Here is a 12,801-nt window from a genome sequence, read left to right on the forward strand (position 1 = left end):
TGCCGGCCTTACCCGAGGAGACGCTTACGCTCATCGCCATCTTACGGCAAATTCAAAAAAAATGACGCCGTTGGTCGGCTTGTATCGTATACCTATTGATGGCCATACTAATAACTTCTTATGGCATGCAGAAGGGAGAATTCAAGTTGGAGTCACTATGGTTGGAATATGCGTGGGCTTTGCTGATTCTTATCGGACTGGAAGGATTGTTGTCGGCCGACAACGCGCTCGTGCTCGCGGTAATCGCGAAGCATTTGCCGGACGATCAGAAGAAGAAGGCGATCAATTACGGGATCATCATGGCGTTCGTCTTCCGGTTCTTCGCGTTATTCGCGATATCCTTCATCGCGAACGTCTGGCAAGTACAAGCGATTGGCGCCGCTTATCTTCTATACTTAGGGTTAAAACATATCATTCAGTCCCGGCTCGGCAAGAAGAATGAAGATGCTCATACGAACGAGAAGGCAAAAGCCGCAGGGAACGGATTCTGGCCGACGGTAGGTAAAATCGCCCTGGCGGATCTCGCCTTCGCGATCGATTCGATTCTGGCCGCGGTAGCGCTTGCGCTTGGATTGCCGGACTCCCCGCTTGGCAATTTCGGCGGCATGGACGGCGGGAAATTCATTGTCGTGGTGCTTGGCGGAGTTGCCGGCTTAATTCTGATTAAATATGCAGCTACCTGGTTCGTGAAGCTTCTTGGCCAACGTCCGGCTCTCGAGACGACGGCGTATGCCATCGTTGCTTGGGTAGGGGTCAAGCTTGCCGTCATCACGCTTGCCCACGAAGACATCGCCGTCTTGGATCATGATTTTCCGCATAGCACGGGATGGACGGTCGTATTCTACGGCGTCTTGGTGGCGATCGCCCTACTCGGTTGGTTCGCGCCCGGCAACAAGACGGCCAAGGAAGGCAGCGCTTAGAAAGGTTTATGTATAGAAGTGTATTGCATACGCAAAGGCTGCTTCTGCAGTCCCCGGATCGCTCGATGGACAGGCAAGTGTTGGATTACATGCAGCGAAACCGAGAGTTCCTCCGGGAGTGGGATCCCGCGCGTCTGCCGGGCTTTTATACTCTCGAGACGCAGAGAGAGATGATCGAAGGGGATCTTCATCAGACGGAAATCGGACAGCTTGCGAAGTTCTGGATATACAAGCGGGAGGAGCTATGGCGGATTATCGGTTCGATCTCTTTGAGCAACATCGTCAGAGGCGCGTTCCAGTCTTGCCATCTAGGTTATCGATTGGATCGCGATGAAGCGAGCAAAGGCTATATGACCGAAGCTCTTGCAAGGGTTATCCGCTATGCTTTCGAGGAATTAAGGCTGCATCGGATCGAGGCGAACATTATGCCGCGCAATGCTGCTTCCATGAAAGTAGCCCAGAAGTTAGGATTCGAGTCCGAGGGTTTGGCGAGGAAGTATCTACGGATTAACGGCAAGTGGGAAGATCATATTCATATGGTGCTGCTTAACGAAGAGATGGAATGAGCGGTCCAATAATAAAACCCGGCGGGACCGCCGGGTTTAACTGCGTATGTCGTTGCGCACGAAGATATACTGTGGTATCCTTGAAGAACTACTGTGCATATGTTTTAAAGTTTGCGTAGTTAGCGCATCTTATCTTTCTAAATTAATTGTAGCACAAGGCTTTACGGTTTGTCAAACGTTCTTTGGAGCTCGCAAAATGACGGAGGGAGCGTGTCCTGAAGATGATCGACGAGAAGGATTGGAAGGAAGAGCGGGAACGACTGGGGATCGTTACGGAGAAACTGCAGGCGAGAATCGCGGAGCTGGAGCCGGAAGTGGCCGGATTGCGCGAGCAGGCGGTCGAAATCCGCAAACGGTTCTGGGAAGAAGTGACCGTCAACACGAGCAACAACGAGGATTTCGAGGAGACTTTCTATAGCATCAAACAGCAAGAGGCGCTGTTGACCGAACGGGAGCGCAGCCATCGACTGCGTACGCAACAATGGAGGAATATGAAGCGGCTGCTTCCTTCTCCTTACTTCGGGCGTTTCGACTTCAGTGAGGACGGCTTAGGCTATACCGAGCCCATCTATATCGGAGTAGCCTCCTTCGTAGACTCTGACGGGTTTAGCTTCTTGATCTACGATTGGCGTACGCCCGTTGCGAGCCTGTACTACGACTATTCCCCCGGGGAAGCGGCTTACGATACGCCGGGCGGCCGAGTGACGGGGAAGATGGAGATGAAGCGGCAGTATCAGATTCGCGACGGGGAGCTCCGGAACGTGATCGATACGAGCGTAACGATCGGCGACGAACTGCTGCAGCAGGCGCTCGGCCAAGGCGCGGATGCCCAGATGAGAAGCATCGTGGCGACGATCCAGAAGGAACAGAACGCGATTATTCGGGAAGACGGCAGCCGGATGCTTATCGTGCAAGGAGCGGCCGGAAGCGGCAAGACGTCCGCGGCGCTGCAGCGGGTGGCTTACTTGCTGTATAAGCACCGCGATCGGCTGAAGGCCGATCAAATCGTGCTGTTCTCGCCGAATCCGATGTTTAACAGCTATGTATCCACCGTGTTGCCCGAGCTCGGCGAAGAGAATATGCAGCAGGCGACGTTCCAAGAGTATCTCGAACAGGGTATCGGTTCGGAGCTGAGTTTTGAAGACCCGTTCGATCAGATCGAATACGTGTTGACCGAGCAAGCGGCGCCGGAGTATCGGGCTCGGTTGAAGGGTATTGCGTACAAAGCTTCCGTGAAGTTCCTGGAGACGCTTCGAAGTTACTCTCAGTGGCTGGAGCGGGAGGGGATGAAGTTCCGCGGCATCCGGTTCAGGGATCGCGATCTGATTACGGAGGAGCAAATGGAGGAGCAATTCTACGGCTATGATCCTTCGGTGCGTCTAACCAATCGCGTGATCCTGCTTCAAGAATGGCTGCTGAAAGAGCTCGCCCTGCTAGAACGGAAAGAGCAGGAAGCGGATTGGGTGCAGGAGGAGCTCGATTATCTCGATAAAGAGCAGTATGCCGATGCGTTCAGCCAGTTGCATAAGGAGCGAGACGTGTTCGATTTCGGCGAACAGTTCGAGGAAATCCGCGAGAGACTGCTGGGCAAGCGACGGAATGACGAGGGCGATTTCGATTATGCGGAACGAGAGGAAGCGCTGCTTCGCGGCATGGTCACGAAGGAGAGATTCAAACCGTTAAGGCGCAGCGTGAAGCGGATGGCGTTCATCGACAAGTTCGGGTTATACGCTCAGTTGTTCGAAGATCAGCATGCTTTTCAGGCGATGACGAACGGGGCGGAAGCGCCTGAGCTTTGGCCGGAAATCTGCGAGCAAACGACAGAGAAGCTGAGCCGGAGAGAGCTGTTCTACGAAGATGCAACGCCGTTCTTGTATCTGCAAGAGTTGGTCGAAGGCGTTCGAATGAGCACGGAAGTACGGCATGTGTTCGTCGACGAAGGCCAGGACTATTCGATGTTCCAATACGAGTTTCTCCGCAGGTTGTTTCCGCGCGCCCGCATGACGATACTCGGCGATTTCGGCCAGGCTATATTCACGCAAGCGACGGAGCTGCACGGGGATCAATCGCCTCTGATCCGGTTATACGGCGAATCGGAGACGAAGTTGATCCGTCTCGTTCGCAGTTACCGGTCGACGCGCGAAATCGTGGAATTTACGAAGTCGTTGCTGCCGGGGGGCGAGGAGATTATTCCCTTCGATAGAAGAGGGAAGAAGCCGATCCTCGTTAAGGCGGACGACGGTGTGCCATTGGCGGAGCGGATCGCGGGAGACATCGAGGCGCTCCGGGCGGAAGGCTTCGCATCGATCGCCGTCATCGCGAAGACGGCGGCGGAGAGCAGAGTCGCCTACGAGTCCTTGACCGCGCTTGGATGTCAAGGGATTAAGCTGGTGACCAAGAATACGCTGACCTTCGAGAAGGGGGCGTTGGTTCTCCCCGCGTATCTCGCGAAGGGCGTCGAATTCGACGCGGCGCTGATCTATGACGCTTCTTCGCGGACGTACGATCGGGAAAGCGAACGCAAGCTGTTCTACACGGCGTGCACGCGCGCGATGCATCGGCTTATGCTCTATTCGACGGGAGAATGGACGCCGTTCCTGCAAGACGTTGACCCGTCATTGTATGAGAGCGCCCGGTAAGCAGGCTTTATTTTACTCGCCGAGTCGGTTATGATAGTGGCATTCAAGGGGCTGACTGCCATGAACGAGCCATTCATTAGAAACCACCAATATAATTGTATCCGCGACCAAGCGGAGTCCGTCCTTCGAGCGCTTCGAACGGTCAGCGATCCGATGATCGTCGAGTCGGTCCGTTCTGGCGCCCAAGCCAAGGTAGCGGCGCTCTTCACCGGATTAACCGATTATCGGAAGGCGCTGCTGGAATCCATAGCGGTGATGAAGACGGCGGACGATATCCGAAGTTATTTGCAAGCGCTCGAGCCTTATCGGGTTGCGTTCCCTTGGATATCCGAGCAGCAGATTCGGAAGCTGTTCCCCAAGAACAAGAAGCTGAAGCTGCCCGACTTCGCGCAGATCGATCTTCGCCGGGTCACCTATCTGAGTTGGATCGATATCCAGACGAATAAGATGTACATCGTCTATGAGGCCGGGGGACAGTTCGTCGGCGTAGAAGGAAGATATACGGAGTCGAACAAGAAGAGCTATTGCTTCGCATGCAACCGATACGAAGAGCTCGTCTTCTTCTCCGCGATCTCGAAGAATCGGCCGGCGAATGCTTCTTCCGACGATTATCGATCGGTCGGAAACTACATCTGCTTGAACGGACACGATTGCAACAATAACATTACCGACGTGTCTGCGCTCGAAAAATTCATTGTATCGGTTACGGTATAGGAAGAGCAGGATTCCCATGTCAACTGCATCTCAACAACGCTACCGCTTCAGCGAAGCGCCGATCTGGAACATCCAGCGGCAGTATTACGAAGAGGAAGGCACGCGCGCCTGGCTTAATGATCAGGTGCCGCAATATATCACGTCCAATCCGATGATCGCGGCCGCCTACGCGGAGCTGATCTTCGGATTTCTTCAAGATCGGGCGAATCTGGGATACGATGCGGAGACCGTCTATATCGTAGAGCTAGGAGCGGGAGCGGGGCGTCTAGCTTACCATGTGCTGCATGAGCTGTGCCGGTTGATTGACTACGCGGGGATCAAACTGCCCGGTTTCCGTTATGTCATGACGGATTTGGCGATGAGCAACGTGCAGACCTGGAAGGAGCATCCCGCGCTGCAGTCTTTCATCGCCGCCGGCCTGCTGGATTTCGCGCGATTCGATGCCGTTCACGATACGGAGCTAAACCTGATCCTTTCCGGCGCGACCTTAAGAGAAGGCGATATGCGACAACCGCTCATGATCGTGGCCAATTATTTCTTCGATAGCATCCCGCAAGAGCTGCTTTACGTCGGAGAAGGGCGGATCTACGAGGTTGACGTGCGCGTGGAATATCCCGATCGGCAGGATACGCTTAAACCGTCCGAACGGTTGAATCGAATCTCGTTAAGCTACGAGGATCCTCGAAGGGCTCCCGAATACGAGCAAGCAGCCTATCCTTTCCGGGACGTCATTGACGTCTATCGGGAACGGCTGGAGGATTCGCATGTTTTATTTCCTGCGGCCGGGTTAACGTGCTTGGAGAGATTAAACGGGCTGTCGCGATCGGGATTTCTCTTGATTACGGCCGACAAGGGAGATCATCTGCTGGACAGCTGGAAGTTCGCGGAGCCGCCGGAATTGATCCTGCACGGGAGCTTTTCCTTAACGGCGAACTACCATGCGATTCAGCATATGTACGAAGCGCGGGGGGCGGAGGCGTTATTCCCCTCGCAGCATTATAAAAACTTGAACGTCGGCTGCATTCTTAACCTGGATCGACCGAAGGATTATGCCCAAGCCCGATTAGCCTACCGTCGAAGCGTCGAGCGCTTCGGCCCGGACGAGTTTTTCAGTCTGAAGCAGTGGGTGGATCGGAGCCTCGACGACATGGGGCTGCAGCAGTTGCTAAGCTTCTGGAGGCTGGGGGGATACGATGCGGAATGGTTCATCCATGCGACGAAGCGGATTTCCGCTTTGCTGCCGGAAGCAAGCGATGAAGAGAAGCTGGATTTATCGCGGGGAATCGAGCGGATGTGGTCGTCGTACTATGTCATGGCCCAGCGGTATGACTTGGCGCTCGACGCGGGCTTGATCCTGTTCGAGATGGAAGAGTACGAGCACGCCAAACGGTACTTGGAAATATCGGTAGAGCAGGACCCGGATGAGGTCGTATCGACCGTCTATTACTGCTTGGCGATTTGCTGTTTCGAGTTGGCTTCCATCGAGGATGCAGGCCGTTATCTGAGGAAATTGCTTGAGCTTGAGCCCGGGCATGAAGAGGCGCTGGCTTTGCTGAATCACCTCGAAGCCGATTAAGCCATCTTCTGTCGATCGCCCCAAAGACGAACAAGGAAGCGCGAAGCGAAGTCAGCGCGTTATCCCTCGTTTTCAGGCTGGAATGGACTGCCAAGGGTAGTATTGTCGAAAAGAGGGTGTCGTATTGCAACTGTTGGCGAAAACGGCAGGCAGGTTCAACGAGATCCGGATATACGAATCGTCCGAGCTGTATGGGAAAACGGGGCGATACCGCTTGATGGGATTCGAGGACGGAGCCGTGCAGGGCGCCATGGATCTGAGAGACCCGCGACGGGTCGTGCTGGAATATCAGCAGGCCGTCGTTCATCTAATGGATAGCCACGTTCCCTCGTTCGAGGACGCATTCGTCATCGGTCACGGTATCGGAACGATCGCCGCGCATTATCCGAACAAGCGGTTCGTCGTCGCGGAAATCGACGATGAAGTCGTGGAGCTGAGCAAGCAATACTTCGGTTGCCGGACGGATCATGTGATCATCGGGGACGGACGCCGAATTCTTGAGGAGCAGCCGCCTCGCTCCTTTGATTACGTCATTCTGGACGCATTCACCCCGAATGGAACACCGTGGCATCTGTTAACGTTGCAGTTTTTCGAGACCGCGATGGACAAGCTTCGTCCGGCAGGAGCTGCCATCTTGAATCTTACGGGGAAGCGCCGGAATGACCGGTTAATCTCCGCAATCTACGCGACGCTATGCGAGACGTGCGAGCACGTAAGCGCTTATTATTTGCCGGTGGTCGGAGCGGGCGATAGCGATGCCGGTAATGTGATTATCGCCGGCGGCCATCGGCCGATCGAAGCCCGGCAGAAGCGAATGGCCGGGTTTACGGAGATAGATATCGAACGAGGTCATCGGTTAAGGGACAATTAGGCCAACCGAAAGGGTGGTCATTTATTTTATTTAAATATTCCTTGACGGGAATATTCAATTAGGGGTATATTGTAAACAACAAGAAGATGACTTACGATGAAGGAGTGGAGGAGAATACCGAAGAACATAATCTAACGAGGTGAGAGAGATGGCTGGGAGAGAGCCGAGCATAGGCATGACGACGCTCGGCGCGTTAGCCGAACAGAACCGGATGAATATCGTCGCGCTGCTGCGCGACGGCCCTCTGACTGTAGGCGAAATCGCGGATAAGCTCGGGCTTCGTCAGCCCCAAGCCTCGAAGCATCTGAAAGTCTTAAGCGACAATGGCCTTGTGGAAGTCACGGCCGAAGCCAATCGCCGGATCTACAAGCTCCGGCCCGAGCCTTTCAAAGCTCTGGATGCTTGGGTGAAAAGCTTCACAAGCATTATGGAAGAGAGATTCGATAATCTTGATGATTACTTGAGTGAAATACAAGATCGTAAAATTCATAAACCCTAATTATTGGAGGAATGACAATGTCGAATAATGCCACGGTGTCGAGAGTAGAGAACGATCGGGTACTCGTACTGGAACGCGAATTTAATGCGCCGCGCGAACTGCTGTTCAGAATGTTCAAGGAGCCGGAGCACTTGAAGCGTTGGTGGGGGCCGAAAGGGTGGGTGCTTCCGGTTTGCAACATCGACTTCCGTCCAGGGGGCGTATGGCACTACTGCATGAAGTGCGTCGATGAGAGTCAAGGCGAATTCTACGGCATGGAATCTTGGGGCAAAGGCGTCTACAAGGAAATCGCCGAGCCGGAGATGCTCGCCTACACCGATTATTTCTCTGATGCCGAAGGTAATTCCAACCCTGAATTGCCCGCTACCGAGATCGTACTGGAATTTATCGATCTTGGCGGCAAGACGAAGCTGGTCAACCGTGCGGAATACGTGTCTGAGGAAGCGCTCAAGACCGTCCTTGACATGGGTATGCTGCATGGCATTACCGAAACGTGGGATCGCCTGAGCGAAATCGTGGAGTCGCTGCGGTAAACCGAATGCGATCGTCCCCCGCTTAGCCTCGTTGGCTGGGCAGGGGATGATTTTTGTATGCATAGATATGAAAGCCGAATCTATACTTGGTCGGGTTACTTGTCGCGTTACCGGCATGATAGGATGGAATGGAGGATTTCACCTAAGGGGGAAGTAATAAACGATGAGCGATCGTCAAGTAACGGCTGTACCGGCCGAATATTTCACGCCTGTCGGCGAGGATCTCCAAGGGACGATTCAAGAAGTTTCCTATCCAGTCGGCCATTACATTAATGAGTCGCGGCAGCTAGTAGCGGGCGAGGCGATCGACAGCCGCGAAGCGGGAAGGGAAACCGTCAAGGGCGAAGCCATACGGAAGAGTTGCAACGTCTACCTGCCCGCGGGATACGACCCTGACGATAAGGCCGTAAAGTATAACGTGTTGTATTTGCTGCACGGGGTAGGCGGGAACCAGTATGAATGGTTAAGCGACAACGGATCGGTCGGCGAACGATATAAGGTTTGCAACCTGTTCGACCGCCTGATCGCCGGCGGCGACATCGACCCGCTGATCGTCGTATTCCCGAACGGGAGAAGCGCGCACGATTGGACGGATCGCACGTTCAGAACCGAAGGGACGCATATGCTGGGGTTCTACTATTTCGATTATGAGCTGAAATACGATCTGATTCCTTTCATAGAATCAACCTACAATACCCGAGCGAACGTGAAGGACGCTACGACCGAGGGAGTCCGGCTTAACCGCGAGAGCAGAGCCATCGCCGGACTTTCCATGGGAGGTATGCAAGCGCTGAATTTAATCGTCGGCGGGTACCGATACGATTCGACGAAGTTCACCGGTACCGAGAGCGTATGGGACAACGGCCTGGCCCAGACGGTGCTCGCGCCGGGTATGATCGACATGTTCGGTTACGTCGGCGCTTTCTCGAACGCGCCGACGTCAAGCGACGGTCGGACGCTTGGTACGAGTCTGGCGGCTTCCGCTAATAGCCTTCATTCGTTATTCATCTCTTGCGGCGACGCGGATGAAATCGCGGTCCGCAGTTACGCGGGTTCGACGGAAGGATTGCCGCAACGGGCGGGGGATCGGCTCGGGCGATATTACGAAGTTCTGATTCAGGGCGGTCTCCATGATTTCGAAGTGTGGAATAACGGCGCTTACAACTTTAGCCGATTGGCGTTCGGAAATCGCGACGCGCAGGCAGCGCAGAAGGTAGTAAGGGTAACGCTGTAGATTATGAAAACAAGCGGTTGAGCTCATCGAAGCTCAACCGCTTGTTCGTGTAATATCCATAATGCGCCGATCAGACCTCCGGCAATGCCTGCGGCGATAAACAATTATTGGCACTAATAGGGCGGTCGTGCTAGTATTTGAGGATATGAGTAGAAATACAATTGCTGTCGGGGGTCGTGGAAGATGAAAGTAGGGTTAGTAAGACATTTCAAAGTCAAACAGGCATATCCGTCGGGACGAGTCAACGCCCGCGAAGTCGAACAATGGTTTCGGGAATATGACGAGGCGGATATCGAAGAGGGACATACCGATTTAGGCGGTATCGAATGGAGTCGCTGTTATTCGAGCGATATGACGAGGGCGGTCCGCACGGCGGAGAAGATCTACGGGCCGGATATTCAGAAGATGTCCGAGCTGCGGGAAATTCCGGCTCCGACGTTCAAGACGAACCGGAAGCTTCCCCTTTTGGCGTGGGCGCTTCTCATCCGGTTATCGTGGCTATTCCATGCGCGAACCCGCCAAGATATCGAAGCTGCCAAAGCCCGAATCGGCGATTTTCTGGATCAAGCCTTGTCGCGGAATGAGGGCAACGTGCTGATCGTGAGTCACGGGGCTTTGATGAAATATATGCGCAAGGAATTAATCGCAAGAGGATATCGCGGTCCCGGCTTCGGGGTGGCGAAGAACGGAAAGCTATACGCCTTCGAGAAGAAAGCATAGGCGAACGCAAAAGGCCGCTTACGGGTATAATCGCCGTAAGCGGCTGTTTTTTTGCCCGTGCAACCTGAGGTTTCCGGGCGTTTCGGGGTCCGCAACGAATCCGTTCTTTACTTTCGGCAGGGGTCGTAACCATAATGGGGTACGGATCGAGGAGGAGTGAGCGCAGAGATGGTATTCGGAGAGAAGCTTAAGAACGAACGCAAGAATAAAGGCTGGTCGCAAGACGAGTTGGCCGAGAAGCTCTATGTCAGCAGGCAGTCGATCTCCAAGTGGGAGAACGGCCAGAACTATCCCAGCATCGAAACGATTATTAAAGTAAGCGACCTGTTCGGCGTAACGATCGATGAGCTGCTCAGGAGCGACGAGGAGTTGACCAAGAAAGTGATTAACGATGCCAAGAGGCTGTCCTATCCGAGGCTGAAGTTTACGTTCGACGTGCTATTCCTGACCGGTGCCGCGCTATTGGTGATTAAGCTGGTCGTTCTTTTCCTCAATAAGGTCGTAGATCTGGATGCGGAATTGCCCGGCGGGTCATGGATATGGAACTTCGGACCGCTCGTCCTGATGGTCGGCGCGGGAATAGGCTCGGACAGACTAAAGGACAAATATAAAGCCGATTGAAGCTTGCGAAACAATCGAGCAGACGAAGAAGAGCCCGTATTGTCGGGCTCTTCTTCTATGTATAACCATCTATTTTGCAAGTCGTGGGGATCTCTGTCCATGTCGTATTCCGGCTTCGAACATAGTGTATCCGGAAAGCGATTAAAGGGAGGATTCATATGGCGGCAAAAGCAAAAGCGAAAGTAAGCCCGCAATTCCAAAGGCTATGCGCCCAATTCGGAAGAATATTAGGGGGCGAATCGGAGATCGAAGCAGGTCCGGTCTGCTTCGTCACGCGCATGACGAATCTCAGGGAGACGATCCTGGGCAGAAGGACGAACTCGCCGCTCGTTTCCATGCAGATGTTCTCGTTCGAATCCCTCGACCGGTCGGGCCGCGCGCTATGTCTGGGCGAGACGGCGGTGCATCAGAACCAGGTTAACCGATTGATTTCGAATCTCCGCAGGCGCGGGATCAGAGTGACGGCGATTCACAATCACTGGCTGAAGGAAAACCCCCGCCTGATGTACATGCACTGGGAAGCGATTATGAATCCGGTTACGTTCGCTACAAGAACCAAACAATCGATCGCCTTCTTAGGCTGAGCAGATAAAGAGAGGATGATTAGATATGGCGGTAACCGTCAGCCAGCAATTTAGAAAGCTTTGCGATCAATTTAATACGATTCTTGGCGGAACGGAGCACGAAATCACGAAGGGCCCGGTCTGCTTCGTTACGAGAAACAGAATAATCAATGCCTCGATACTAGGAAGACGTACCAGATCGCCGTTGGTCCGTTATCAACTGTTCTCGTTCGAATCGTTGGACCGCTCGGGCCGCGCGCTCTGCTTGGGAGAGACGGCGCTCTTCCAGAACCAAGTCAACACCTTGCTGACCAACCTTCGCAATAACGGCGTTAAAGTAACGGCCGTCCACAATCACTGGCTGAACGAGAATCCGCGCCTGATGTATATCCACTGGGAGTCGATAGACAAACCTCTCGATTTTGCGAGAAAAGTGAAGCGCTCTATCGCGTTCTTGGGTTAGTATTACAGCAAGCCGCTCGGGGTAAGATGGATACGTAACATCACTCCAACCGGGCAGGGGACCATGATGAAATTCCTGAATCTAGCCTGCGTACTCGTCATCGGATTCTTCCTTCTCTTTATTATCGTGAAGATCGTAGGGAGAAAAATCATTACCCAGGTGACGCCCTTCACCTTCATTACCGCGATCGTCATCGGGGAGATTCTCGGCAATGCCCTGTACGACCCCGAGGTCACCTTGTTCGAAGTCGTCTTTTCGATGATATTGTGGGGCTCTCTCTTGCTCGTTGTCGAATATATCGCCCAGAAGTCGTTGAGGTTTAGGGGCCTCGTCGAAGGAAAGCCGGTGGCGCTGATCAAGAACGGGGTTCTCGATCGGGACGAGTTGAAGAAAACCCGACTAAACGTGAATCAACTGCAAAGCTTGCTCCGTCAGAGCGAGACGTTCTCGATTAGGGAAGTCGCCTACTGTTATCTGGAAACGAACGGGTCTATCAGCATTCTGAAGAAAGCCCGGTATCAGAAGACGACCCAAGAGGAATTCAATCTGCCCGAGAAGCCTGTTCACGTGCCCGTTACGCTCATTCGAGACGGAAAAGTGTTATGGGACGAGATTAAAGATTTGGGCTATGACGAGACGTGGTTGACGAAGCAACTGCATGCCCAGAACGTAACGGATATCGAGAAAGTATTTCTTGCCGAGTGGTTGGCGGGAGACGGAATTTTCGTGCAGACGATGCGGTAGCGGCGGCCATTGAATTATTGCTTTTAATCTGGCACAATGAAGTAAATTCAAGGTATGCGTAACTGGCGAAACGTGGAGTACCACGGGGGAGCGCATGCTTCATACGGCCGTTCGCCTGGGCAGAGGTAAGGGGATTAT

General features: G+C 53.6%; 14 protein-coding genes and 1 riboswitch. All 14 genes read left to right on the top strand.

Going from position 1 to position 12,801, the window contains the following annotated elements; all coding sequences use genetic code 11:
* Window positions 1-146 precede the first annotated feature (146 nt).
* The 14 genes from COHPA_RS0114805 (at window position 147) to COHPA_RS0114870 (ending at window position 12,663) form a co-directional block, all read left to right on the top strand.
* On the top strand, window positions 147-920 hold the full coding sequence (locus COHPA_RS0114805; RefSeq protein WP_035119545.1) for a TerC family protein: 774 nt from the start codon (window positions 147-149) through the stop codon (window positions 918-920).
* Between the two features lie 8 nt (window positions 921-928).
* Entirely contained in the window at window positions 929-1,486 is a 558-nt protein-coding gene (locus COHPA_RS0114810) for a GNAT family N-acetyltransferase (RefSeq protein WP_035119547.1), read from the top strand.
* Window positions 1,487-1,707: 221 nt separating this feature from the next.
* Entirely contained in the window at window positions 1,708-4,125 is a 2,418-nt protein-coding gene (gene helD / locus COHPA_RS0114815) for an RNA polymerase recycling motor HelD (protein ID WP_027086940.1), read from the top strand.
* 60 nt (window positions 4,126-4,185) lie between these two features.
* Window positions 4,186-4,839 carry a FusB/FusC family EF-G-binding protein gene (locus COHPA_RS0114820; RefSeq protein ID WP_027086941.1) on the top strand — a complete coding sequence of 218 codons (654 nt, stop codon included), beginning with the start codon at window positions 4,186-4,188 and terminating at the stop codon, window positions 4,837-4,839.
* 16 nt (window positions 4,840-4,855) lie between these two features.
* A complete protein-coding gene (locus tag COHPA_RS0114825) occupies window positions 4,856-6,415 on the top strand; it encodes a tetratricopeptide repeat protein (RefSeq protein ID WP_027086942.1) in 1,560 nt (519 codons plus the stop codon).
* A gap of 124 nt (window positions 6,416-6,539) precedes the next feature.
* Complete coding sequence (locus COHPA_RS0114830; RefSeq protein WP_027086943.1) at window positions 6,540-7,286, top strand: spermidine synthase; 747 nt, start codon at window positions 6,540-6,542, stop codon at window positions 7,284-7,286.
* A 148-nt stretch (window positions 7,287-7,434) separates the two neighbouring features.
* Window positions 7,435-7,785, top strand: a complete 351-nt coding sequence (locus COHPA_RS0114835) for an ArsR/SmtB family transcription factor (RefSeq protein WP_027086944.1) — start codon at window positions 7,435-7,437, stop codon at window positions 7,783-7,785.
* Between the two features lie 17 nt (window positions 7,786-7,802).
* Window positions 7,803-8,318 carry an SRPBCC domain-containing protein gene (locus COHPA_RS0114840; RefSeq protein WP_027086945.1) on the top strand — a complete coding sequence of 172 codons (516 nt, stop codon included), beginning with the start codon at window positions 7,803-7,805 and terminating at the stop codon, window positions 8,316-8,318.
* 163 nt (window positions 8,319-8,481) lie between these two features.
* Entirely contained in the window at window positions 8,482-9,552 is a 1,071-nt protein-coding gene (locus COHPA_RS0114845) for an alpha/beta hydrolase (RefSeq protein ID WP_027086946.1), read from the top strand.
* A gap of 183 nt (window positions 9,553-9,735) precedes the next feature.
* Entirely contained in the window at window positions 9,736-10,272 is a 537-nt protein-coding gene (locus COHPA_RS0114850) for a histidine phosphatase family protein (RefSeq protein WP_027086947.1), read from the top strand.
* Window positions 10,273-10,440: 168 nt separating this feature from the next.
* Window positions 10,441-10,893, top strand: coding sequence for a helix-turn-helix domain-containing protein (locus COHPA_RS0114855; protein WP_027086948.1), 453 nt, complete (start codon window positions 10,441-10,443; stop codon window positions 10,891-10,893).
* A gap of 158 nt (window positions 10,894-11,051) precedes the next feature.
* Window positions 11,052-11,477 carry a DUF1259 domain-containing protein gene (locus COHPA_RS0114860; RefSeq protein WP_027086949.1) on the top strand — a complete coding sequence of 142 codons (426 nt, stop codon included), beginning with the start codon at window positions 11,052-11,054 and terminating at the stop codon, window positions 11,475-11,477.
* Between the two features lie 25 nt (window positions 11,478-11,502).
* Entirely contained in the window at window positions 11,503-11,919 is a 417-nt protein-coding gene (locus COHPA_RS0114865) for a DUF1259 domain-containing protein (protein WP_027086950.1), read from the top strand.
* A 66-nt stretch (window positions 11,920-11,985) separates the two neighbouring features.
* Window positions 11,986-12,663: a YetF domain-containing protein gene (locus tag COHPA_RS0114870; RefSeq protein ID WP_027086951.1), complete on the top strand. Its 678-nt coding sequence runs from the start codon at window positions 11,986-11,988 to the stop codon at window positions 12,661-12,663.
* 48 nt (window positions 12,664-12,711) lie between these two features.
* Window positions 12,712-12,791, top strand: a riboswitch (ZMP/ZTP riboswitch).
* Window positions 12,792-12,801 lie beyond the last annotated feature (10 nt).

This window comes from Cohnella panacarvi Gsoil 349 (assembly GCF_000515335.1).
GTDB classification, from domain to species: domain Bacteria; phylum Bacillota; class Bacilli; order Paenibacillales; family Paenibacillaceae; genus Cohnella; species Cohnella panacarvi.

Bases quoted from the DNA above. Each gene is read 5' to 3' on its own strand.
- COHPA_RS0114870 (WP_027086951.1), top strand. From the start codon at position 11,986: ATGAAATTCCTGAATCTAGCCTGCGTACTCGTCATCGGATTCTTCCTT.
- COHPA_RS0114855 (WP_027086948.1), top strand. From the start codon at position 10,441: ATGGTATTCGGAGAGAAGCTTAAGAACGAACGCAAGAATAAAGGCTGG.
- COHPA_RS0114825 (WP_027086942.1), top strand. From the start codon at position 4,856: ATGTCAACTGCATCTCAACAACGCTACCGCTTCAGCGAAGCGCCGATC.
- COHPA_RS0114810 (WP_035119547.1), top strand. From the start codon at position 929: ATGTATAGAAGTGTATTGCATACGCAAAGGCTGCTTCTGCAGTCCCCG.
- COHPA_RS0114860 (WP_027086949.1), top strand. From the start codon at position 11,052: ATGGCGGCAAAAGCAAAAGCGAAAGTAAGCCCGCAATTCCAAAGGCTA.
- COHPA_RS0114850 (WP_027086947.1), top strand. From the start codon at position 9,736: ATGAAAGTAGGGTTAGTAAGACATTTCAAAGTCAAACAGGCATATCCG.
- helD (WP_027086940.1), top strand. From the start codon at position 1,708: ATGATCGACGAGAAGGATTGGAAGGAAGAGCGGGAACGACTGGGGATC.
- COHPA_RS0114865 (WP_027086950.1), top strand. From the start codon at position 11,503: ATGGCGGTAACCGTCAGCCAGCAATTTAGAAAGCTTTGCGATCAATTT.
- COHPA_RS0114835 (WP_027086944.1), top strand. From the start codon at position 7,435: ATGGCTGGGAGAGAGCCGAGCATAGGCATGACGACGCTCGGCGCGTTA.
- COHPA_RS0114820 (WP_027086941.1), top strand. From the start codon at position 4,186: ATGAACGAGCCATTCATTAGAAACCACCAATATAATTGTATCCGCGAC.
- COHPA_RS0114845 (WP_027086946.1), top strand. From the start codon at position 8,482: ATGAGCGATCGTCAAGTAACGGCTGTACCGGCCGAATATTTCACGCCT.
- COHPA_RS0114840 (WP_027086945.1), top strand. From the start codon at position 7,803: ATGTCGAATAATGCCACGGTGTCGAGAGTAGAGAACGATCGGGTACTC.